The organism is Variovorax sp. 10L421 (assembly GCF_056395365.1).
Map to the genome: position 1 here is coordinate 1 of NZ_JBFTJJ010000027.1, position 23,122 is coordinate 23,122.

General features: G+C 67.6%; 17 protein-coding genes. 4 read left to right on the forward strand and 13 right to left on the reverse strand.

The annotated features are described in order from the left end of the window. Positions 1-272 (reverse strand): TorF family putative porin (locus tag AC1DFC_RS25055; RefSeq protein WP_478180202.1); only part of this gene is annotated, 272 nt, incomplete at its 3' end. A gap of 214 nt (positions 273-486) precedes the next feature. On the opposite strand from AC1DFC_RS25055, the gene AC1DFC_RS25060 reads away from it, so the two are divergent. Then, positions 487-2,031 (forward strand): YifB family Mg chelatase-like AAA ATPase, encoded by a 1,545-nt coding sequence (locus AC1DFC_RS25060; protein ID WP_413314919.1) that lies wholly within the window; start codon positions 487-489, stop codon positions 2,029-2,031. Positions 2,032-2,062: 31 nt separating this feature from the next. On the opposite strand, the gene AC1DFC_RS25065 is transcribed toward AC1DFC_RS25060, so the two are convergent. The 6 genes from AC1DFC_RS25065 to tssJ all read right to left on the reverse strand — a co-directional run bounded on the left by AC1DFC_RS25065 (position 2,063) and on the right by tssJ (position 12,116). Next, positions 2,063-4,051, reverse strand: coding sequence for a serine/threonine protein kinase (locus AC1DFC_RS25065; RefSeq protein WP_478180203.1), 1,989 nt, complete (start codon positions 4,049-4,051; stop codon positions 2,063-2,065). A 46-nt stretch (positions 4,052-4,097) separates the two neighbouring features. Then, positions 4,098-4,811: a type VI secretion system-associated protein TagF gene (tagF, locus tag AC1DFC_RS25070; protein ID WP_478180222.1), complete on the reverse strand. Its 714-nt coding sequence runs from the start codon at positions 4,809-4,811 to the stop codon at positions 4,098-4,100. A 153-nt stretch (positions 4,812-4,964) separates the two neighbouring features. Beyond that, complete coding sequence (tssM, locus tag AC1DFC_RS25075) at positions 4,965-8,630, reverse strand: type VI secretion system membrane subunit TssM (RefSeq protein ID WP_478180204.1); 3,666 nt, start codon at positions 8,628-8,630, stop codon at positions 4,965-4,967. Then, positions 8,630-10,039, reverse strand: coding sequence for a DotU family type VI secretion system protein (locus tag AC1DFC_RS25080; protein ID WP_413314915.1), 1,410 nt, complete (start codon positions 10,037-10,039; stop codon positions 8,630-8,632). Before AC1DFC_RS25080 ends, tssM begins: the two co-directional genes overlap by 1 nt. An 8-nt stretch (positions 10,040-10,047) precedes the next feature. Next, on the reverse strand, positions 10,048-11,343 hold the full coding sequence (gene tssK, locus AC1DFC_RS25085; protein WP_237726069.1) for a type VI secretion system baseplate subunit TssK: 1,296 nt from the start codon (positions 11,341-11,343) through the stop codon (positions 10,048-10,050). A 254-nt stretch (positions 11,344-11,597) separates the two neighbouring features. Then, entirely contained in the window at positions 11,598-12,116 is a 519-nt protein-coding gene (tssJ, locus tag AC1DFC_RS25090; RefSeq protein ID WP_042673165.1) for a type VI secretion system lipoprotein TssJ, read from the reverse strand. A 129-nt stretch (positions 12,117-12,245) separates the two neighbouring features. Here tssJ and AC1DFC_RS25095 point away from each other — a divergent pair, with 129 nt between their 5' ends. The 3 genes from AC1DFC_RS25095 (at position 12,246) to AC1DFC_RS25105 (ending at position 15,454) form a co-directional block, all read left to right on the forward strand. Next, a complete protein-coding gene (locus AC1DFC_RS25095) occupies positions 12,246-12,653 on the forward strand; it encodes a TssQ family T6SS-associated lipoprotein (protein WP_007831825.1) in 408 nt (135 codons plus the stop codon). A 67-nt stretch (positions 12,654-12,720) separates the two neighbouring features. After that, the gene (gene tagH / locus AC1DFC_RS25100) at positions 12,721-14,658 is read left to right on the forward strand and encodes a type VI secretion system-associated FHA domain protein TagH (RefSeq protein WP_478180205.1); all 1,938 of its coding nucleotides are present in this window, start codon (positions 12,721-12,723) and stop codon (positions 14,656-14,658) included. Beyond that, the gene (locus tag AC1DFC_RS25105) at positions 14,651-15,454 is read left to right on the forward strand and encodes a PP2C family protein-serine/threonine phosphatase (RefSeq protein WP_413333077.1); all 804 of its coding nucleotides are present in this window, start codon (positions 14,651-14,653) and stop codon (positions 15,452-15,454) included. Before tagH ends, AC1DFC_RS25105 begins: the two co-directional genes overlap by 8 nt. A gap of 25 nt (positions 15,455-15,479) precedes the next feature. Here AC1DFC_RS25105 and AC1DFC_RS25110 read toward each other — a convergent pair whose 3' ends face one another. Genes AC1DFC_RS25110 through AC1DFC_RS25135 form a run of 6 tightly spaced genes read right to left on the reverse strand, consistent with a single transcriptional unit; the run spans position 15,480 to position 23,114 of the window. Further along, positions 15,480-15,860 carry a DUF4150 domain-containing protein gene (locus AC1DFC_RS25110; RefSeq protein WP_478180206.1) on the reverse strand — a complete coding sequence of 127 codons (381 nt, stop codon included), beginning with the start codon at positions 15,858-15,860 and terminating at the stop codon, positions 15,480-15,482. Between the two features lie 15 nt (positions 15,861-15,875). Beyond that, entirely contained in the window at positions 15,876-16,538 is a 663-nt protein-coding gene (locus tag AC1DFC_RS25115) for a DUF3540 domain-containing protein (RefSeq protein WP_413314910.1), read from the reverse strand. A 46-nt stretch (positions 16,539-16,584) separates the two neighbouring features. Further along, complete coding sequence (locus AC1DFC_RS25120) at positions 16,585-17,634, reverse strand: pentapeptide repeat-containing protein (protein WP_413314909.1); 1,050 nt, start codon at positions 17,632-17,634, stop codon at positions 16,585-16,587. Beyond that, positions 17,631-20,246 carry a DUF2169 family type VI secretion system accessory protein gene (locus AC1DFC_RS25125; RefSeq protein WP_478180207.1) on the reverse strand — a complete coding sequence of 872 codons (2,616 nt, stop codon included), beginning with the start codon at positions 20,244-20,246 and terminating at the stop codon, positions 17,631-17,633. The genes AC1DFC_RS25120 and AC1DFC_RS25125 overlap by 4 nt, the downstream gene beginning before the upstream one ends. A gap of 13 nt (positions 20,247-20,259) precedes the next feature. Beyond that, the gene (locus tag AC1DFC_RS25130; protein WP_413314907.1) at positions 20,260-20,739 is read right to left on the reverse strand and encodes a DUF3592 domain-containing protein; all 480 of its coding nucleotides are present in this window, start codon (positions 20,737-20,739) and stop codon (positions 20,260-20,262) included. Continuing rightward, a complete protein-coding gene (locus AC1DFC_RS25135; RefSeq protein ID WP_413333085.1) occupies positions 20,736-23,114 on the reverse strand; it encodes a type VI secretion system Vgr family protein in 2,379 nt (792 codons plus the stop codon). The genes AC1DFC_RS25130 and AC1DFC_RS25135 overlap by 4 nt, the downstream gene beginning before the upstream one ends. Positions 23,115-23,122: the final 8 nt, after the last annotated feature.

Below are 23,122 nucleotides of genomic sequence, written 5' to 3' on the forward strand. Positions count from 1 at the left end.
TAGAAGCCGCTGTCGCCGAAGGCGTAGTCCAGGCCGCCCTGGATGGCGGGCTTGAAGCCCTTGGTCTTGGCGTAGTCGTTCTTGCCGATCATGTCCTGGTCCTGGCCACGGAACTTGTAGTTCGTGGTGATGGACACGTTGCCCGTGAGGTTCGGGGCGGGCGCTGCCGCAGGTGCCGCGGCGTCCGTGGTGGCCTGCGCAAGGGCTGCGCCCGACGCGGTCAATGCAGTGGCCAGAACGATCAGCGCCTGGACGGCGGTACGGTGCGTCATCGGGAAACTCCTCGCAAGTGTGTTGTGAACCTGGAGGCTCAAAGCAGGGAGCGTGCCAAAGTGCACGAATACCGGTCCTCGCGCCACCGGACACCGCCTCGACTGAGAGCCAAATCGTTACAACGTCTGTTGCGGGGTGGTTGCAGTTATCCGGTGCGTTGCACCACCGCGGGTCCGGGAAGAATCACGCACCATACTGGGGAGGGGGAGAAGAATGGGACTGTCTTTGGTGCAAAGCCGCGCTTTGCTGGGGCTGGAGGCGGCCAGTGTCACTGTCGAGGTGCATTTGGCGAACGGCTTGCCGAGCTTCACGCTGGTCGGACTGGCGGAAACCGAGGTCAAGGAGGCGCGCGAGCGGGTGCGCTCGGCCATCCAGAACGCGGGGCTGGAGTACCCCAACAACAAGAAGATCGTCGTCAACCTCGCGCCGGCCGACCTGCCGAAGGATTCGGGGCGCTTCGATCTGCCGATCGCGCTGGGCATCCTCGCGGCCAGCGGGCAGATCGACAACGCCCGGTTGGCCGGGCACGAGTTCGCGGGAGAGCTGTCCCTGTCGGGCGAGCTGCGGCCCGTGCGCGGCGCCCTGGCGATGGCGCTGGCCCTGCACACGCGCGGCGTGGCCACGCGGCTGGTGCTGCCCCTGGACAGTGCGCAGGAGGCCGCGCTGGTGCCCGACGGCGAGGTCTATGGCGCCCGGCACCTGCTGGACGTGGTGCGCCAGTTCGTCGCCGACAGCGAGGCCGCCTCCCAGTGGCCCGACCCGCCGGCCGACGGCTGGGCGCGGGTCCGTGCGACACCCGGCGCAGGCGTGCCGCACTATGCCGACCTGGCCGACGTCAAGGGACACGCGAGCGCCAAGCGCGCACTGGAGATCGCGGCGGCCGGCGGCCACAGCCTGCTGATGATGGGCGAACCCGGCTCGGGCAAGTCCATGCTCGCCCAGCGCTTCGCCGGGCTGCTGCCCGCGATGAGCATCGACGAGGCCTTGGAGAGCGCCGCCGTGGCCAGCCTGGGCGGGCGCTTCGCGACGCAGCGCTGGATGACACGACCTACGTCTTCGCCCCATCACACATCCAGTGCGGTGGCGCTGGTGGGCGGCGGCTCTCCGCCAAGGCCCGGCGAGATTTCGAGAGCGCACCACGGCGTTCTCTTCCTCGATGAATTCCCCGAATTCGCACGCTCCGCACTGGAGGCGCTGCGCGAGCCGCTGGAGACCGGCACGATCACCATCTCACGGGCCGCGCGCAGCGCCGAATTCCCGGCGCGCTTTCAATTGATCGCCGCGATGAACCCCTGCCCTTGCGGCTACCTGGGCTCCGCATCGAAGGCCTGCCGCTGCACGCCCGACCAGGTCTCGCGCTACCAGGGCAAGCTCAGCGGCCCGCTGCTGGACCGCATCGACCTGCACATCGAGGTACCGGCGGTGTCGGCGCAGCTGCTGCTCGACGCGCCGGCAGGGGAATCGACGGAAAGCATCCGCGGCCGGGTGATCGGGGCGCGCGAGCGCGCGATGCAGCGGCAGGGGTACGCGAACCAGTCGCTGCAGGGCGCGGCGATCGACCGGCACGCCGGGCTCGACGACGCGGCCCGCCGGTTCATGTTCAACGCGGCGTCCAAGCTCGGATGGTCGGCGCGCAGCACGCACCGCGCGCTGAAGGTGGCGCGGACGATTGCGGACCTGGGCTCGTCGGAGGCCGTGCAGGTCGAGCATCTTGCGGAGGCGGTGCAGTACCGCAGGGCGCTGCACAGCCGCACATGAATGCGGCCCCGCCGCCAGCGCCGGCGTACTGCTATTTGAATTCGTGCGCCACCACGGGCGCCGACTTGCTGTCCTGCACCGTCACCCGCTGCCGGTAGACCTCGAGGTCGCCATTGCGCACTTCGATGTTGTAGATGCCCGGGCGCAGCGACAGCGACTTGAGCGGCGGGCTCACGCCGCGGTCCGCGCCGTCGACGAACACCTGCCCCCACGGGCGGACGTTGAACAGCACGCGTCCCAGGCCTGGCGCCGCCGCGGGTGCGGGTGCAGGGGTGGCGGCAGCGCCCGTCGTGCCGGGTGTCGCACCCGCCACGGTCGTCGTGGTGCCCGGCGGCTGCGTGCCCGGCACGAGGGGCACGGACGGCGGCGAGAGCCGGTTGATCTCGGCGAGGGCGTTGCGCGCCTCGCGCGCATGCACACCGCGGCGGTAGCGGCGCAGGTAGGCCTCGTAGCCTTCGCGCGTGTTCTCGGTCTGCGCGAGATTCCAGTCTTCGGCCTCGGCGATGGCCAGCGCGGATTCGGGCGGCGCGGCCGGCGGGACGACCGGCACGGTCTCCAGCGGCGCCAGCGGACCCGCCGCAGCAGCAGGCGCGCTGGCCGGCGTGGCGGGCGGCGGTGCGGTGGGTGCGCCGGCCACGGTTGGCGGCACGCCATCGGTGGCGGGCGGCGGCATCGCCACCGGCGGCGCGGTGTTGCTCGACATCGGCGCGGCGGGTGGCGGCGGCGCCGGCACCATCGCGGTCTTGGCGTCCTGCGGCTGCATGCCCGAGGTCAGGCGCAGGCCGATCCAGCTGCCCACGGCCACGAGCGCGATCACGAGCCCGCCCACCAGGCCCCACCGCGGGAATGCGGGTTTCTTCTTCTGCGCGGGCGCCGCGGCCTTGCGGCCAGGCGCCTTGCTGCGACTGTCCTGTGGCGCAGGCGCCTTCGGCAGCTCGGGCGCTGCCGTCGGCACCGGCACCGGTTCCAGCGGTGCCGGTGCCGACACCGGGGAGAACTGCTGCGGCTCCAGCGGCGGAGGCGGCGGCGTTGCCGGCACGGGCGATGCGGGAACGATCACCGTCGGCGCGCCCATGCCACTCACGTAGATGTCGCCGAGCTTCACCAGCCCCAGTTCGGCCGCGAAGGCGGCCACGGTCTGCGTGCGGTCCTTGCTGTGCACGGCCAGCGTGTGGTCGACCGCGGCGCAGAAGGCCGGGCTCAGGTCGGCGCGGTCCATCGAGGACAGCGGCACGTAGGCATCCTGCACGCTGCGCACCACGGCCGAAGGCGGCGGATGGCCGGTGACCGCACGGTACAGCACGGCGCCCAGGGCATACAGGTCGGTCCACGCGCCCTGCAGCAGGGTGTTGTCGTCGGCGTACTGCTCGATGGGCGAGTAGCCCGACTTCACCATCACCGCCACCTCGTCGACGAGGTCGGCAATGGACTTGCGCGCCGCGCCGAAGTCGAGCAGCACCGGCAGGTCGTCCTGCTGGATGAAGATGTTGTCGGGCGCGATGTCGCGATGGAAGCACTGGCTGCGGTGCAGCGTCTCGAGGGCGCCCAGCAGCGGCCCGAGCATGCCGACCAGCCAGGGCTCGGTGATCTTGCCCGGCTCGTCCTCGGCCAGGCGACGCAGCGTGCGGCCCTTGTAGAGCTGGATCGCCATGTAGGCGGTGGAGTTGGCCTCCCAGAAGCGATGCACCCGCACCAGCGCCGGGTGGCTGAACTGCGCGAGCGTGCGCGCCTCGTTGATGAAGCTGCGCAGGCCCGCCTGGAAGGTGGCCGTGACCCGCTCGGAACGCACGTGCACGCTGTTGTCGCCCACGCGGCGCGCGAGCATCGAAGGCATGTATTCCTTGATCGCTACTTCGCGCTGCAGCGAGTGGTCGTAGGCCCGGTAGACGATGCCGAAGCCGCCTTCGCCGATCACCTCCAGCAGCTCGAATTCGTCAAGCCGGTGGTTCACGCCCAGTGGATGCGGCCGTTCCTCCTGCGTGTCGGCCGGCGGGCTTGCGGTGCCGTGCGTCGTGGTCATGCTTCTTCTCCTGCGGGGCGGTGGCTCTCATGGCTCATCTGGTGCTTCATGCCCATGGCACGTGTCCCTGCGAAAACAACTTGGAAAACAATGGTGTGTTGAGGCCGCCGCCGTGGGCGGCGGTGCGCAGCGGCGATCCATCGGCCTGGTTGGTCCACCAGTAGCTGGTGCTGCCGAAGGGGTCGAAACACAGTGGAAGCTCGGGCCAGCCCAGGCGCTGCTGCGCACCCGCGCCGCCTGCCGTCGGCCCGAGGATCGAGAGGATGTCGTCCGAACCGCCGCTGGCGGTCTGGAAGCCGGCGCGGCCCGCGGCCAGCACCTGGCTGTCGAACTGGTCGGGCGCCACGCCGTGGCGGATGGCCTGCAGCAGCGCGCTGCCGCACTGCCAATACCACTCGGCCGAGCCTTCGAGCACCGACGGGCGATAGTTGCGCGCGGCCACCTGCAGCGTGATGCAGACGGGGTAGTAGCGGCCCACGCGGTCGCAGCTCGGCGCGATGCAGCCGAACTGCACGGCGTCGACGCCCTGCGTGGCGGGAATGGCGAAGTTCCACACCGGAGCCACCGCGTAGTGCTGCGTCATCGCATCGGGCCAGCGCTTGAAGCTGCCCAGGCCGTTCTGCATCCAGCGGTCCCACCAGGCCTGCAGCTCGCGCGGCATGCGGCGGTAGAGAAAGTCGCCGGCAGCGGGCAGCTTGCCGTACCAGCCGATCTGTTCGTCGACGGGCACCCAGGCGTGCGGAGGAATGCCGCTGTTCATGCCGGCCACCTGCCTTGCTCCTTCCCCCTCTGGGGAAAGGCTGGGATGGGGGCAGGCAGGGCGCCCCATGGAAACGCCGCGTGCCCCCACCCCTGCCCTCCCCCAGAGGGGGAGGGAGAGAGAGCAGACGCCGCGCACAAGGTGTTGTTCATCCTAGGATTTCCCCGGGCACGAGAAGCTGTTCATCTGCGACAACCGCAGCGGGTTGTAGACGCTGTTCGCCGTCACCGCGAGCACCACCTTCTTGCCCTGCAGGTCGAAGCTCGCATTGAACGATTCGGGCGAGCTGCCCGCGGAGATCGAGGCCTTGTCGAACAGCCGGTGCAGCGCCCACGGCCCTTCGGTCACGATGCCACCGGCCGGCGTGCCGTTGGCGGTGGTGACCTGGAGGCGCACCTGGTTGCTGTTGCGCGGGCCGGGCCACTTGACGGTGCTCGGCGCCTGCGGGCCATGCGCGTAGCGCACCGTCTGCCCGTCGATGTCGAGCGTGAACTGCGTGAGCGACGCATCCATGTCCTCGGGCCGGATATCGATGGTGAACGAGGGCGTGCGCCCGCCCGCCATGCCCGAGAAGAACACGTCGCGGATGGCCTGCGCCTTCTGGAACGAATCGAGGTAGGCCGAACGGCCGGTGGCGCTGCCGTCCACGCCGCGCTTGAAGGTCCACGGGTTGACCGAGGTGTCGACCTGCGTGACGAGGTTCTTCTGGAAGAAGTCGTCCATCATCCCGCCCGGCGCGAACAGCTGCGCGAAGTCGCCCGAGGCCACGTCGCGGTTCGACCCACGCGTGAACGGATAGCGCCCCGCGATCGCCTGGTTGCAGAACGAGCCGATGCTCGCCGCCGCGCTCTGTCCGATGTTCTGCCGCGTCACCGCCGCCGCCTTCGACGACGCCGTGGCCGACAGATCATTCAGCATCCCCTGGAACGGCACCGGCAGGCGCCCGGCCTCGGCCTGCACCTTGGTGACCGAATCGCTGGTCGGCGGGATGTTGCCGCTGCGCAGCGCGGTGTCGGTGGCAGTGAGGAAGTTGTAGAGCTCGTTGATGAGCGCGGCCGTCGCGTCGATGGGCGCCTGGCCGCCCTGCTTGGGCGCGGTCACCATGCGGCGCAGCGGCTCGAAGTGGTTGTCCACCAGCGATTCGGGCCGGTCCACGCGCGTATTGCGGCGCTGGCTGCCGTCGGGCTGGCCGATGAGCTGCTCGATGCGCTCGCGCGTGCTCTGCACGCGGTTCTGCGCCTGGTCGAGCAGGCTGCGCGCGGCCTCGTCGTGGTTGCGCAGCAGGTCGGTCTCTCGTGCGGCGCCGCGGATCAGCCGCGACATCGGCGACTCGGCTGTGGAGAGCACGCGCGTCATCTGGATGCTCTGCAGCAGCGAGCGGCTGTCGGCCAGGCGGATGTCGACGAGGTAGTCGTCCCACACCTTGATGTAGTCGGTGAGGTAGAGCCGCCGCACTTCGCGCAGCAGCAGCTCGCGCGAGGTGATGTCGGTGATGCCGGGCGCGCGGATCTGCAGCACCCAGCGGTCTTCCTGCTCGAGCGACAGCGTGGTCTCGGCGATGCGCTTGTCGAAGATGTCCCAGTAGCCGCGGTAGGTGAACAGCGTGGGAATGCCATCGGTCAGCGGCTTGCCGCTGGCACGGCGGATGACCAGTGCCGACTCGGCCCCGCCCGCCTCGGCGATGGTGAAGGCATTGGGCGGGCTGGTCTGCAGCAGGATGCGGCGCAGCCGCGCATAAGAGCGCTGCGCCAGCGGCACGCCGGCCAGGCGCTCGCGGGTCTGCGTGATGAGCCTGTCGTCCTTGGCGAAGGGCGAGGTCACCACGCGTCCCGAGAACAGCGCTTTCAGGTGCGATTCGAGGTTGGCGCGCTGCTCGCGCGTGAGCGAGGCGCCGATCTTGCGGTCCACGTCGGTGAGCAGCCAGGCCTGCAGGAAGTCGGCGTCGTAGCGCTCGGGGTCGTACAGCATGAGGTACGCCTTGAGCGCTTCATAGCTGTACTCGGCGTCGATCTTCGCGGCCTCGCGCAGCGACTGCTCCACGCGCTGCGCGGCCTGCGGCAGCAGCACTGTCTCCAGCGCGCGCTGGTACACGCCGTCGGTCGCGGCCTGCAGCTTCTCGCCCTGGTAGAGGCCGAAGCGGTAGGACGTGGGCGGATCGCCGATGTCGAAGTGGCTGGACTTCGGCAGATCGCGCAGCTTGTCGAGGACGAGCAGCGAGCTCGCGATGTCGCCGCTCGAGTCGACCACCGTCGGCAGCTCGCCGCGCGCGGCCGCCTTGTTGAAGGCCTTGGCGTTGGTGTCGACCTCGGCCACGTAGTCCTTGTTGTTGCGCCAGCTGTTCACGCAGGCCCCCAGGAACAGTACCAGCAGCACGCCGATGGCGCAGTAGCCCGCGATGTCGATGGCCCGCTTGCGCCGGTACCAGCTCAGGTTGGTGCCGGCCACGCCCGCGTCGCGGAAGATCACCTGCTGCAGCAGCTCCTTCAGGAAGTAGCTCTTGCCCGGGCCCGGCGGCGGCGCCGGCGGCGCGTTGACCTGCAGGTAGCGCTTGATGGCGCCCATCACGCGGTCGAAGGCCGTGCCCTCCTGCGTGCCGCTGGTGAAGTACACGCCGCGCAGCATCGACGCGGCCTCGAACTTCGACGGGTTGAACACGTCCGCCAGGAATGTGCCGAGGATGTCCTCGAAGCTCGCGAACTGCTGCGGCAGCAGGTAGGCCTGCGCGCGGCGCATCGGGTCGGACTCGGCCGCCAGCAGTTCGGGCAGGCGTTCGTCCAGGCGCTGGTGCAGCAGCTTGTATTCCTGGTGGAAGCGCTCGCGCAGGTCACCGCTCACCGGGGCCGCGCCCTTGCCCTTGACGGCCTTCGCGTTCGCCGGGTTGCCCTGGATGGGGAAGGTAAAGCCCCACACCTGCTGCCGCTCGGCGCGGCCCAGCGAGCCGAAGTATTCGTTGAAGCCGGCCAGCAGGTCGGTCTTGGTGACCAGCACGTACACCGGGAAGTCGATGCCCAGGTCATTGCGCAGCTCCAGCAGCCGCTTGCGCAGCGCCATGGCGTGGCGCGCGCGCTGCGCGTCGTCGGCCAGCGGAAGGTCGGCGATGCTGATGGTGAGGATCGCGCCGTTGATCGGCTGGCGCGGGCGGAACTTCTTGAGCAGCTCGATGAAGCCCTTCCACTCGCCCTCGTCGGTCTCGCGGTTGCTCTCGTGCGTGGTGTAGCGGCCCGCGGTGTCGATCAGCACCGCCTCGTTGGTGAACCACCAGTCGCAGTTGCGCGTGCCGCCGATGCCGCGCACGGCCGCCTTGCCGAGCTGGTCGGCCAGCGGAAAGTCGAGGTCGGAATTGACCAGCGCGGTGGTCTTGCCCGAGCCCGGCGCGCCGATGAAGATGTACCAGGGCAGCTGGTACAGGTACTGCCGGTCGAACAGCGAGAAGCGGCTCGCAGGCTTGCCGTCGGCATCCTGGCCGAAGCGCATGTTCTTCAGGATGGCCGTGGCGTCGGTGAAGCCGCTCTGCAGCTCCTTGATCTCGGGCGCGTCCTCGGGTTTGGCCTCCTTCTCCTTCTTGGAAGGCGTGCGCAGCTGGTTGAGCAGCTGCGCATTGAGGCGGCGTTCGCGCCACTTGCGGTAGATGACGCGCACGAGCCAGATCGCGAACATCAGCACGATAACCGCGATGCGCACGATCTCGTCCTCGAGCGGACGATAGCGGCCCACCGCGATGGCCGGGCCGATGATCCAGATCAGGAAGGCGAGTGCGACCAGGCCCAGGAAGACCCACAGGTCGCGGCTGATGAGAAAACGGAAGATGGCGCGCAGCATCAGCGAGAGCCTCCGGGCTGCGGAGCGGGAGTGGGCGCCACAAGCGGCGCGGAGGTTGCTGGCACACCGGCAACGGGCGCCACCAGCAGCGTCACCTCGACGCGCCGGTTGCGCGCGCGGTTGGCAGCGGAATCATTGGGCACGATCGGGTCGGCATCGCCGCGGCCTTCGGCGCGCAGGCGCTGGGGCCGCGCGAGGCGGGTGGCGATCATCTTCTGCACCGCGTCGGCGCGGGCCTGCGAGAGCTGCCAGTTGGAGGGAAAGCGCACGCTGCGGATCGGCTGGTCGTCGCTGAAGCCGCTGACCAGCACGTTGCCTTCCACGGCATTGAGCGCATCGGCCACGCGCGCGAGCACCGGCACATAGCGGTCGAGCACGCGGTCGGAGCCCGAGGCGAACAGGCCGTCGCCGCGCAGCACCACCACGCTGCGATCGGCCTCGTCGCGCACGGTCAGCAGGCCGTCGCGGATCTCGGGCTCGAGAAAGCGCTGCAGCCGCGGCGTCGGCGCCGGCAAGACGACGGCACGCTCCGTCTGCGGCAGGCGCACTGCGTTGACGGCCGCGAAGGCGCCGTCGGAATGGCCCGCCAGGTTGAAGGTAAGCAGCGCGAACACGAGCACCAGCAGCACCGCTGCCACCGCGCCCACCGCCCACACCGGCAGCCAGTTGCGCGCGCGCCGCACGGGCGCACTCGCGTCCTGCCAGTGCGGCGACAGCGGCACGGCGATTTCGCCGCGCGTCTGCCGGATGATCTGCAGCAGCCGCTGCTTGAGCGTCTCGAGCTGCGTGCGGCCGTTGTCGATGACGCGAAAGCGCCCCTCGAAGCCCATCGCCAGGCAGAAGTAGATGAGCTCGATCAGGTGCAGGTGCTGCTGCGGGTTCTGCACCAGGCGCGACAGCAGCTGGAAGAACTTCTCGCCGCCCCAGGTCTCGTTGTGGAACATCACGAGCAGGCTCTGCGACGACCAGATGCTGCCGCCCCACGGCGTGAGCGCGGCGGCCTCGTCGACCGCCGTGCACAGGCAGTAGCGCGCGCCGATGATCACTTCGGGAGAAATGCCCGCCTGCTGCGCGCGCGTCTCGAAGCGGCGCACCTCATCGACGAGGTGTTCGCGCAGCTGCGAGGGCGCGGCATGGTGGCCGGTGGCACGGATCTGCGGGATCAGGTCGAGCAGCGGATTGGCCGCGGCCACGAGCGGGTTGTTGCCCGCGAGCGCCGTGTCGCCCGCATGCGGGCGCCGCGAGTCGTGCCACGCGGTGAAGGACTCCGGCTGGGCGCCGAGGCCACCGATACCGCCGGCACGCGAGGCGGACGGCATGCCGCCTGCATCGCCGCTGGCGTTGCCGCCGCCGGGGTTCGGCGGCACGAAGCCGCCCGGGCCGACGGCCATGTCGTTGACACCGTTCATAGACTCCCTCACGGACGGATGGCCCAGAACTCCATGGCCAGGCCGGGAAAGTCACCGGCCAGGTGCATCGCCACGCCGCCGGACTTTTCGAGCTGTCGCCACATGTCGCCGCTCTTGTCGAGTTCGAAATAGTGGTAGCCCGCGTTGTACGGAATCTGCCGCGGCGCCACCGGCAGCGGCCGTACCACCACGCCCGGCAGCTGCAGTTGCACGAGGTCGCGGATGCGCTCGACCGAGCCGATCTTCACCTGCGTGGGGAAGCGCTGCTGGATGGCATCGGCCGGCAGGTCGGCATGCACCGCGAGCACGAAGCCCGCGTTGCGCACCAGCACCGGATCGGGCATGCGGCCCACGCGCACGCCGTGGCTGCGCTCTTCGAGTTCGATGGCGATCGCGCTCTGCTCGAGCACCGCCGACAGCGAACGCCGCAGCTCTTCCAGCAAGGGGCGGATGCAATCGTTGAGGTTGTCGTGGTCGTACACCGGCCACAGCACCGGACGGCGCGTGGGCGAGGTGTGCGTGGCCAGGTGGCAAGCGAGCTTGAGCCAGTCGACGAACAGCTCCTCGGGATGCACCTGCACCGCCTGCTGCGCGTGCCACGTGAGTGCAAGGTAGCGATTGACCAGTTCGAGCAGCAGGAAGTCGGAGACCTCGCTCACGCCGCCGCGCCCCGGCTGCGACAGCCGCGAGGCCAGTGCCTCGGAGCGCTGCGTGAGCAGCCCGTGCAGCTCCGCGATCATGCTGCGCAGCATCCCGTGCGCCGAGGCATCGAGCACCGGCGGAATGTAGTTGGCATCGACCACCAGCTTGTGGTCGGTGCGCCGCTCGATCACGCGCACCGCACCGATGGCCTGCCACTCCGCGGTGAGCGAAGAAGCGCGCGCCAGGCGCAGGCGCGGCGAAGCGAGCTGCAGCACGGCAGGACCGAGCGCAACGGCATTGCCGTCGTTCACCTCGCGCTCGATCACCCCGAAGCGCGCGGCCGAGCCTTCATCTTCCGAGAAGATGACCTCCTCGCTGCCCGGCCTGCGCAGCGGCAGCGCGAGCACGATGAGTTCGTCGGTGAGGTCGTTCGGTACTTCGTAAGGCAGGGGCGCGTCTTCGGCGCCGAACGAAAACGGCGTGCCATCCGGCATCACGCCCGCACCGCCGAGCAGCGACACGCGGCCCAGTGCGTACGCGTCGCGGTCGATCTCGAGATGCAGCCAACCCCAATAGGCGCCTTGCAGGCCTGCGGTACGCCGGGTCACGTACTGCTCGACATAGCGTTCCATTTGCTGGAAATGCTGCGGCCGAAGGTACATCCCTTCGGACCACACCACGCGATTCGCCAACGCCTGCGGAAGGGCGCCGTTCTTTGCGGCGCCCGGATTGCGAACTGTCACCAAAAGACCTCCTGGGGAGTGCTCACGTCGAAGCGGAAGATGCGCTGAGGAGCGGCCTCCCGGTCCACTTGTTTTGCTCTTGATGCTACACGGCGCGTCTTACGTTTTGCACCGCAATTCGCTAGCTAATTTTTCGCACTTTCGTACTAGTGAATCAAATTTTTGAGAAGAAATTAACGACTTGGTAGCAACTCGATGCCCGTCTTGCGGATGGCGACATGCACGGCCTGCTCGCTCGGCGAGAACTGCCACACCTTGTACAGGTTGGTCTGCTTCGGTTCCTTCAATGGCAGCACGATGCGCCAGCGCGCGGCTTCCAGCTTGCGGTAGCCCGCGATGATGCCGATGGCGCGCGAGTCGAGTCCCGCCTCGCGCTTGAACACGCGCTCTTCGCCGCTGCGCATGATGGCCTGGTCGGCGTTCACGAGCTCGGTCATGAGCGTCTCGCGGTCACGGTCCTGTAGTGCAAAGTAGTCTGCCGTCTCGAAGTTGCCGGAAGATTTCAGTTCGAAGACTTTGACGAGGATCGGCGCGGCCTGGCCGCGTCCGTCGGGGTTGACGCCATCGTCGATCTTCACGGTGATGGCATAGGGCGTGGGCATGGACTTGGCCGTCGATGCGCATCCACTGATGAGGCCCGCAAACAACGGTGTGGTTGCAAGTGCGCCTTGTAGCAAGCTTCGTCGATGCATTGAATTCTCCCCGGGGGTTCGCGGCCTATATTATCGAAGTCGTGCGCCCTTACGATGGCGCGTCGCGTGCATGTCGCAACACAGCGGCACACTACTCAAGGATTGCCTTTTGCAAGGTAGGAGAGAAGATTGAAGTCATGTCTGCCTGCTCTGGCGCTCGCTCTTTTGGTGATCGCGGGTTGCACGACCACACCACCGCCCGATCCCGCACCGCAACCCGAACGGCTGAGCCAGCAGGTGGCACGCACCACGCTCGAACGCGCGCAGCAGGCTTATGACGACGGCGACTATGCCAAGGCCGTCAACACGCTCAAGAGCGGCGGCGTGTCGGTGTTCGACGCCGCCGAGCCCGCTACGCGGCTCGATGCGATGAAGCTCGAAGCCTTCAGCTACTGTGTGGCAAACCAGGTGCCCGAATGCCGCACGCAGTTCCGCAAGATCCTCGATGCGTTCCCGAGCTTCGAGCTCAACGTGGCGGAGCGCAAGCATCCGGTGTGGGGGCCTGCGTTCGAGGCCGCCAAGCGAATGAAGCGCTGATGAAGAACACCGCGGCCCTGCAGCCGCCGCTGTTGCCGAAGCGCGGGAAGACGAACACGGAGAAGCCATGCTCTGGACAGTGATCGAACATGCGGGCAGGCCGGTGGCCGCGGGGCCCTCGGCATTGCTCGCGGCACCCGGCGGAACGATCGGACGCAGCCCCGACAACCACCTCGTGCTGCCCGATGAACAGCGCCAGATCTCACGCCTGCAGGCCACAGTGCGCTTCGACGACGACGGCGTTGCGGTGCTGCGCAACATGAGTGCCGTGCTGCCGATCAGCGTGAACGGGCGCTCGCTTGCGCATGAGCAGGAAGCGCGCGTGGCCGATGGCGACCGCGTGGCGATCGGCAGCTATGTGCTGGAGGCCGCGAGCCCGCTGCGTGCGCCGCCAGTTGCGCCGCCCGTGACGGCGGCAGCACCGGTACAGCCGCCGGCTTCTCCAGTGCAGCCGTTGCAGCCGCTTTCGATGGCAGCACCGATGATGGCCGCGCCCGTGTCGGCGGGCCCCATCGATGCGCTGCTGCCGTCCTCCGGCGCATCCGACGTGTTCGCCGATCTGTTCGGCGAAGGCGCGCTGCCCATCGGCGATACGCAGCCCACGGTGGCGATGCCAACGCCGCCGCGGCAGGCCCCCCCTCCGGCTCCAGCACCCGTGGCGGCGCCGGCGCCCAGCGAATCCTTCGCGGCGCCCCTGCAGCCATCGGCACCGCCGTCACCGCCACCCCCGCCAAAGACAGGCCCGAGCCTTGCCCCGGCGCAGATTCCTTCCGCCGCGGACTGGGACGCCATCCTCGCCAACGCGCCGCGCCGCATCGACAGCACGCCCGCGCCGATGCCCGACCCGATGGCGCACGAACCCTTCGAGCTGCCGTCGCAGGCGCGCCGCAACCCGGTCGATCCGCTCGCGGAACTGAACCCGGACGCGGCCAACGACATGTCGGACATGGCGCTCAAGCGCGGCGTCGATCCGCTCTCTTTCTTCGCGGCCGACGAAAGCGCGCACTCGCCGCTGACCGACCCGCGCCCCACCGCGCTGGCGCACACCGATCCGCTGCTGCCGGGCGACACGCACCCCGCGCTCGACCTGCTGCAGAACAACAGGCCTGCCGTGCAGGGGTACAGCCAGTCGAACCATGCGCGCGAAGTGGCGGCGCAGTTTCGTCCGCCGAATCCGGTGGCATCGCCAGTGCCCGCCCCTGCGCCTGCGCCCGCCGTCGAACCGGCGAGGGTGGAAGCACCTCCTCCGCCGCCGCCTCCCGCACCGGCGCCCGTGGTGCAAGAAAGCCCGCCCGCAGCGCCGCCTGTCGTGGCCGCCCCCGTGACCGTCGAGCCGGCGCTTGCGCCCGTCACCGCTACGCGGCCCGCAGCGCCTGCACCTGCTGCACTGCCGTCGTCCACATCGGAAGCCCTCTTCAAGGCTTTCCTCGAAGGCGCCGGCGTGCCCGAGGTCGCCGGCCAGCAGCCGCTCGACATCGAGGCCATGCAGCGGCTGGGCCGCATCATGCGGGCCTTCACCGACGGCACCATCGACCTGCTGTCCTCGCGCGCCATGCTCAAGCGCGAGGTGCGCGCCGAGATCACGATGATCGTGGACGAGGAGAACAACCCGTTCAAGATCCTGCCCAACGGCCGCGCCGTGCTGATGCAGATGTTCGGCGCGCGCATGCCCGGCTTCCTGCCGCCCGAAGCGGCCGTGCACGATGCGCTCGGCGACCTGCAGTCGCACCAGCTCGGCATGGTTGCCGGCATGCGCGCCGCGCTGCTCACGCTGTTGAAGCGCTTCGATCCCGCGGCACTGAACAGCGCCACGCCGCACGACGGAGGCCTGGGCGAGAAGCTGCTGCCCGGTGGCCGCGAGGCGCGCCTGTGGCGCGAACTGCAGCAGCTGCACACCGAGACCACCGCGGCCGTCGAGGACGACTTCCAGGCCGTCTTCGGCCGGGCCTTCCAGCAGGCCTACGACAAGGAAATGGAAAGATTGAAGGAGGCGCGCCGTGCTTGAACTCACCCGCGCTTTCGCGGTGCCGATATCGACCTCGCAGTTCTCCTGTGTCGGCGAGCGCAGCGGCAACCAGGACGCCATCGGCTACCACCTCGACGAATACAACGCCTGCTTCGTCGTCAGCGACGGCGTCGGCGGCAACGCGGGCGGCGAACTGGCCGCACGCATTGCGGTCGACACCGCGCTCAACACCTTCGTGCGCAACCCGTCGGTGGAGCAAGAGGACATCCAGCACGCCGTGAAGGCCGCCAACGACGCCATCCTTGCCAAACAGCGGGAACTCGCCGACCAGAGCAGGATGAGCGCGACCATCGTCTCGCTGTTCGTCGACCGCACCAGCGGCCAGGCCTGCTGGGCTCACGTGGGCGACAGCCGTCTCTACTGGTTCCGCCGCGGCGCGCTGATGCAGCGCACCGAAGACCACAGCCTGTCGGAGCGCTCGGGCGAAGCGGCACTGGGCAACGGTACCAATGGCGGAGAACGCCTGGTCAAGACCAACCTGCTGTACCGCGCGCTCGGCGCCAGGGCCGCGGTGGAAACCACCGTGTCGACGCCGCAGCGCCTGGCCGATGGCGATGCGTTTTTGCTGTGCACCGACGGCTTGTGGCAGCTCATTTCGCAGCAGGTGATGGAGCGTTCATTGCAGCTGGCCGACAGCGCTGAAGAGTGGCTCGCGCTGCTGCGCCGCGCGGCCGAGGCCAAGGCCGACGAGTCGCGCGACAACTACTCGGCGCTGGCGGTGTGGGTGGGGTTTCCGCAGCAGGTGACGCTGGCGGGGACGGCCAGGCCCGTCTGACGATCGCGGGAAGCGGCGCGCTTTCTCAGGGCGCCAGCATCAGCACCTTGAACTGGCTCGGCACGATGCGCATGCCGACCATGTTGCAGCGGTTCTGCATCGTGATGCTGGTCACGCGGGTGGCCGGCGTGCCCTTGAGCAGTACCGTGAACGCGCCGGTAAGGTGACGCGATTGCTGCATGAAGGTCTGCGACACAACGCCGCCCAGCGCCCCGGGCTGATCGCCCAGGGTGATTGGCGTGGTCGTAGCCATGTTGTGTGCCGGCATCGCCATGAAGAGGATGTTCCAGGCGTTCGGTACGGCCATCGGCCCGAGGGCCATGTTCGGGAACGGAATGGGCACYGGCGTGCGGCAAACGTCCGGGAAGGCGAGGTCCACCCCCATCAATTGGCAGTTGGCAAACATCGTTGAAGCTCCTTGTCAGCCCATGTGGATCTGCGAGGCGTCGACCTTCACCAGTTCCTTGCCGGTCACCATCGTGTGCTGGCCGTGGATGCGCACCGTCTGCGTGGCCTTGCAGTCCAGATGACCGACGCGGGACTGGTCGACTTCCTCCACCATGCGCAGGGCGTTGCGCGCCATCTGCACGATGCGTTCGGCGACGGTCTCGAGCACCTTGCCGACGAGCCGCGTCCGACCCACCGTCGCATCGACCGACTGCGCTGTGACATGCAACTGGTCCACGCGGCAATCGCCCTCGTCGGCCTGCAGGGTCCATTGCGCGCCTTTCATTTCCAGCGTCGCTCCGCTTCGCAGGCTGAGATTGCCCGCGCTCTCGATCGACACCATTCCCACAGCCCCACCGAGCGTGATGTCGCCGGGGGCGTCGATGCGGCTCGTCGCGGGGTCTGCCTGTTCGATCACCGCGATCAGGTAGACCCGGTAGCGGTCCGGCCCGGACAACAGCACCGTGTCGCCCTGCTCTGGTTTGAGCAGGCAGCTCGCTGCCCGCCGGCACATCCACACGACGCCTTCGTCGTCTTCGACCCCCAGCTGCCCGTCGGGCATGAAGGCTGTCAGCCGTCCGATGAAATGGACCGGCGTCGATTCGGCTGGAGTCGAGCGGAGCGGAACGACATTCATGATGATTCCCTTCTTGGCGTTGATCGATGGCGCATGGCTTTGCCGTTCACGGGGAGTCGGACCAGGCCTGCGCCTTGTGCAGCTCGGGGTCGTTTTCAATGATGCCACCGCGTGCGGAAATCCGGGCCCCTTGCTGGATGGCTCGATGAAAGCGCGTACGAAAAAAGTGCGCTCCGCTCATGTCGGCACCACTGAGATCTGCGTATGAAAAGTCGGCGTCTTGCAGTTCGGCGCGGCGGAAGACCGCCCCGTTCGCACGCGCGCGATGGAACACGCTCAGCGGCAGAAAGGCATCGTCAAACGCCGTGCCCTGCAGCTTCGCGTCGACCCAGATCGACTGCTCGAAGCGGCCGCCCCTGCAGTTCGCCTCGCCCAGATCGGCTTCGGCAAAGATCGTCTGTGCTGCGGCGGCACCGGAGAAGTCCGCGTTGAGCAGCGACGCGCCCTTGAAATTGCTCTGCGTCAACGTGGCGTTGCGGAAGTCCGCCCCGTCCATCCTGCTGTCGGTGAATTGACACCGCTGCAGCGTCAGGCCCGCAAAGACCTGGCGCGTCAGGTCGCACTCCAGGAATATCACGCTGTCGGCCTGCATGCCAGCGAAGATCGCCGTCGAGAGGTCGAGCTTGTACATGGTCACGAAGCTCAGCACGGCACCGGTGAAATCGGTCTGCGCGAGCTTCGACTCGGCCACGGTGGCCCGGTCCATTCGCAGCATGGCGAGCCGGGTTTGCGTGAGGTCCGAGCGGAAGAAGGTCGCACGGTCCAGATTGGCGCCGGACAGATCGGCCTGCTGAACGTGCGATTCGACGAACGATGCCTCTTCGAGCGTGGCCTGCGAGAAATCGGCGCGCTCCAGTCGGCACCGGTAGAACTGCGCCTTGCCTGCGATGCCGCCGGAGAAGTCGCATTCACCCATCCGGCAATGCGAGATCACGCTGCCTGCCAGGTGCGCGCCCTGGAAGTTGGCGCCCGTGAAATCGACGTTGTCCCAGAGGGCGCCCGACAGATCGAGGCCGCGAAGGTCCCAGCCTCGGCATTCGACGCTCCGCACTTGGACGCCGTGCCGCACATGGTCGAGAAGTTCGTCGCGCGTCATGGTGCTGGTGCGTCCGCAGGGCGCGCAGGCCATACCTTGGCGTGCCGGGTGTAGGCGCCATCCAGCAGCGTGGTGCCGTCGACGAGGGCCTGCGAGACATCGGCGCGGAAGAGATTCGCACCGCGCAGATCGCAATGGGTGAGCACGGCTTTCGACAGGTTCGCATCGATCAGGATGGCCGCGCGCAGGGAGGCGCGGGTGAAATCGGCGCGTACGAACAGGCTCTCGCCGGCGGACAGGCCATCCATCTTCGCGTCGCTGAAGTTGCATTCGGAAAAATCGCAGGCATCGAGGTGCGCCGCGCTCAGGTCCGCTGCAGCCAATGGCATGCCGCGCATGCCGCATTGCTTGAGCTTCGCGCCATTCAGCCGCACGCCAGACAGCGAGCTGCGCAGCGCCACGCTGCAAGCGTCCAGCGTCGCATCGGAAAAGTTCACCGAGCTGTCGAGCGTTGTCGTCACGAATCCGCAACGCGTCAGCTTTGCACCGGTAAATGACACGCGGCGCAGCTGGCATTCGATCCAGACCACCTGCAGCATCTCGGACTGATCGAGATTCAGGTCTTCGAGCGCCATTCGCAGCAGGGCCACCTGGTGCCAGCGCGAACCGCGGAGGTCGCAGCGCGCGAACGACGCCTCGTGCAACTGCACCTGGTCCATGCGGACTCCCGCCATGCGGCAGCCAACGAACTGCGCTGCGTCGGCATGCGCCTCCCGCAGGCTTGCGCCTTCGAGATTGGTGCGATCGAAGCGCGCACCGCCGATGTTTGCCTCGTCCAGCCACGCTCGGGCAAGGCTCGCATCCGTGAAGTTGGCGCGCGCCAGAACTGCCTGCGAAAAGTTGCAGTCGTCGAGCTGCGCGCCCGTCAGGTCCGCATCCGCCAGCATGGCGTGCGAGAAATCGGCTCCGCGAAGGTCCATGCCGGACAAATCGGCGCCGATCAGGTTCATGTGCGCGAACGCGCGCTGCCCGGGTTCGGCCACCGAGAGCCGACGGCGAAGCTTGGCGCTTCGGAAGCTTGGCATTGCGGGCGCCGATCCTCCGAGATGCGCGGAGTGCAGGTATCCGAGACGCATCAGGGGATCGGCAGGCACGGTCGGGACGTCCGGCTCCTCGACGCCATTGGTCCCGGCATCCCCGGTGCCCGGTTTTGCCTGGTCGTAGCGGTCGCCCTTTGCCATCTCCTGCTGGAGCTGCTGCGGATCGGGCACCACTGGCTGTGCGCGCGCCGCCGATCCGGCAGCGCTTTCGACTGGGAGGGAATCCCGCTCGGCCTCGATCCGCTCGCCCTCCTTCCGCAGCCGGTCCCGCGCCTCCATGGCCGAGGCTTCCGCTCGCTCGAGGTATTCGGGCAAGTCGTCGAAGTCCGGAGTCGCTTCGGGCTCCCAGGGGGCCGTCAGGTACTGGTCGGGGTCGAGTCCCCGCGCGAGCAGATCCGCACGGCGTGCCTCGTGGTCGCGCAGCAGGCCGGCGCGGATGTTTCGCGGCAGCGGCTCGGCCATCGGGTTGGACAACTGCATCTGCCGCCAGTCACCAAGGATCGACTGGGGAACGAGGTCTCTGTCGCGCAGTACATGCACCGCGCCTTTTTCTGGATCGATCCGCTTGAGAAGAACCTCGCGGTAATGCGCCGGCGGCCGCGGCGCGTCCCGCAGTTCAAGCACTGGCATGATGTGCTTGACGTCGGCGGCATCGTCCTCGCGCACCACCGTCGAGCCGTGCCAAATCAGGATCACGCGTTCGCGGTCGGGGAAGAACCATGCGGTGCTCAGGTGCAGCGGCACCGCCCTCAGCATGTCGGCGTCGTCCGAGAAGCTGACGTGGCAGACCGCGTTCCAGTCGGGCAGGTGCCCCTTCATGACGGGAATCCGCGGATGCATGTTCCACAGTTCGTACGCTGCGCCCGGCGGCAGCGAACTGCGGCCGGGCCAGCGCTGATCCTCCGGCGCCGCGTTGAAGAAGCGCCAGTCCATGTCGTCGGCGAAACCGGGGTAGCCGTTTTCCAGCCACGCGTTGTCGTACTGGCGGCCCATGTGCGCCATGCGCTGCGGCCAGTCCGGCAGGTAGGCACAGAGCGCCGCCGGGGTGCCACGCTGCTCGCGGCCGGCGAGGCGACGGGAAGCCTGTTCGATGTGGGGGAGCCGACGCGTGTGCACTCCGTTGACAACCTCATCCTGCGCACCGATGCCCAGCGGGTTCTGTGCGAACCCGGGCCCGCCGTAGGTGTGGCGCCAATCCAGAGGCATCTGCTCGAAGGGCAAGGGAGCCGTCGATCGCCCGTCGAGCCAGTAGCGGTCACCGGACACCAGAAGCGTTTTCTCGAGCGTGTCCACGCGCAGGCGCACTGCGCACTGCGACTTCTCGGTCTGATGGCAGGTGTAGGCGAAGCCGCTGGCCAACACCTCGGCCTCGGCCTTGGGCACGCTGAGGTCCAGCACGCTCCCGGGGTCGAGCACTTCGCTCACCATCTGCCAGAGCTCCTGCTCCGGCTGCAACTGCGGGTCTGCGTTCAGGCTCGCCAGGGCGATCGAGGCAATGCCCAGGTGGTTGCTGCCCTTCCACCGGTACGGACGGGTCAGCAGGCTGAGACGGAACGGCTTGACGATTTTCAACGGCGAGGGTCGCTCAGGAAGAGGAAGAAGAGGGCGAACGGGAGGTGGTCGCCGGAAAGATCAAGGCGCTCTGTGCCGGATGGTCCGGCGCATAGCGGACCTCGACCGCGCAACCGATGCCGTACAGGGTCAGCTCGTTAAGTGGAATGACCTTCTGCAAGCTCACGCTGTGCCGGACGCCAGCCGCGTCCCGGAACGCCACGGTGAACGTGATCAGGGGGCTGAGATCGCTATAGCTTCCACCCATCTCGCTCGCCACGATCACGCCGTCCGCACGTCCGTCGAGCGTCTCGCTCGCCGCCTCGCGGCGCGAGACCTGAAAGAGATCCCATCCACCGCACAGCAGGAAGGACCCCAACAGCATCAGGCCGATGCACGCACCCATCTGGCCCAGGCCCAGGCCGCCGGCGAGCACCACCATCGGAACGGCGCCCACCGCGAGCAGGACCGCACCCAGCCACTTCATTCGCAGGGACGGCGATGCGCCGGTCATGTGCACACGAACAGGCCCTTGAGCATGACCTTGAACGCCCCGACCTTGATCTTGGCACCGTTGTCGAAGTTGAGTGCCCGGTTCGACAGCCTGTACACCTTGAAGTCGAAACTGGCGCCCCCGATGTTGGTGCTGACGGCATTGATGGTTTCGGACAGCGAGGCGTAGGTGAAGGAATTCGCGTAGGCGATGGAAAACGAGAAGGGCGTCTTCGAGGTGATCGAAATCTCGGCCTCCGTCGTGATCGTGCTGCCTGCGTGTGTGTGCAGCGAGTTCGTGTAGCTCACGTCCTTGTGGTCCGAATGCAGGTTGATGACGTTGGCATTCACCTTGAACTCGGTCGGGGTGGTGATCTCCACATCGGCGTCGGTGCTGCGCATGGTCAGCTTGCCCTTGGAGTTGATCGTCGTCGTGCCGGTGACGTCGATCAGCTCCGTGCCGCCAATGGTGCGTTTGCTGTCCGATGTGACGTGGTAAGTCTCGAGGCCGGTCACGGTGACGTCCTTGCCCTTGGACTTCTCCGTGTACTTGCCGTCGACGGTGGTGCCCTGCGGGCCGTTGATCTGTTCCGTCAACGACACGCCGATGGTCTTGGTCTCGCCCTTGTCGACCGTGTCTGTGCGCGTGCCGGTGACATGGATGGTCTGATTCCCGATGACATCGACCTGCTGGTTGCCCCCATCCACCTTGATGAACTGGTCGCCGCCGTTGACGGTGATCTTCTGCGGCCCGCCCTTGTTGACCGTCAGCGTGTGCGGCCCGTTGATCGTCTCGTCCAGGGAGGTGTTGGTGGTGTAGTTGTCCGCGCCTTCGATGGTCGTGGTTCTCTTGCCTGCGACCGTATCGGTTTCATCGGCCTCCACATCGATCTCGAAATTCTTCTCGGCGTGAATCCGCACCAGCTCGGAGCCCGGCGCATCGTCCAGGATGAACTCGTTGGCATTTGCCGGCGTCCCGTCCTGGCTGCGGCTCACGAAGCCGCTCACCGTGACCTTCGCAGGCAACTCGAGCGGCGGCATCTGGTCCGAGTTGTAGACGCGGCCAATGATGATCGGCCGGTCGGGGTGCCCGCCGATGAAATCGACGATCACTTCCTGGCCCTTGCGCGGATGATTCACCGCGCCGTAGTTCGAACCGGCCCAGGCGCTGGAAACGCGCACCCAGCAGGAGCTGTTCTCGTCGCTCTTGCCGTAGCGGTCCCAGCGGAACTGCACCTTCACGCGGCCGTATTGGTCGACCCAATACTCCTGCCCCGCCTTACCCACCACGGTGGCGGTCTGCGGTCCGTTGGTGCGGGGCATCGGCGTCACGCGCGGCGCGCGGAACGCATACGAGGTCGGCTGCACCGCGAAATCGAAGCTGTACGAGCTGTCGGCCGCACCGGTGTCGTAGCCGCCTTCGCGCAGCGCATATGACACCGACACGATCAGGTATTCCCGGTTGTCGTCCTGCCGCGGACAGTTCTGCATGGTGAAGCGGTAGCCCGGCGCCATGCCGCGCACGCTGGCGTGGCCCACGTCGCGCTCGGCCTGCGATTGCGCCTCCTCGAGCCGGATGCGCGAGTAGCGCTCGCCCTGCTCGGCCTCGCTGAAACCCCCGAGCCACTCGTAGATCTCGTAGGTGTCGTGTGCGTTTCCGCGCGGCTGGCTGCGCATGCTCAGCAGATCGGCCCTCGACTTCTTGAAGTCGTAGTCGTCCACCACGTAGGTGCCGGGGCGGATTTCCTCGGTGACCTGCCATTGGTCGATCACCTCCTGCAGCGGGTCCGCGTCGCGGTCGGCCGCGAGGTAGCTGATCTTCGGATAGGCCGGCAGGGTCTCGTGCGCGCCCATGTCATCGGCCAGCACCAGCGTGTGCTGATTCTTTTCGTGCTTGAAGTAGTAGTAGATGCCTTCATGTTCCATCAGCCGGCTCACGAAGGCGAAGTCGGTCTCCTGGTACTGCACGCAGTATTCCCACTGGCGGTAGGTTCCGCTGAGCTTCTTCTCGAACGCGAAGTTGTAGTCGGCGAAAACTTCCTCGAGGATGTCGACGACCGATTTGTTCTGGAATATCTTGCAGTCGCTGGTGCGCGTCAGGTACCAGAGCCAGGGTCGCACGGTGGCGCGGTACACCACATAGCGCGAACCGCCGCCCTCCTTGCCGATCATCGTGAACCGGACGATCTGTCCATTCAGAAAACGAGGCTGGCCTGCCGTCAGTATTTCGAGCGTGAGCGGCTTGCCCAGTACCGACTTCATGTCGAGCGACACGGTCGGGCTCAGCAGATCGACCTCGAATTCGAACAGCTGCGAGAGGCCCTCGGTCCCGTGCATCGAGCGGAACAGCAACTGGTCCTCCGCGAGCGGTGTGTGGGCTTTGACGACTCTGGCCATGGAGCTCT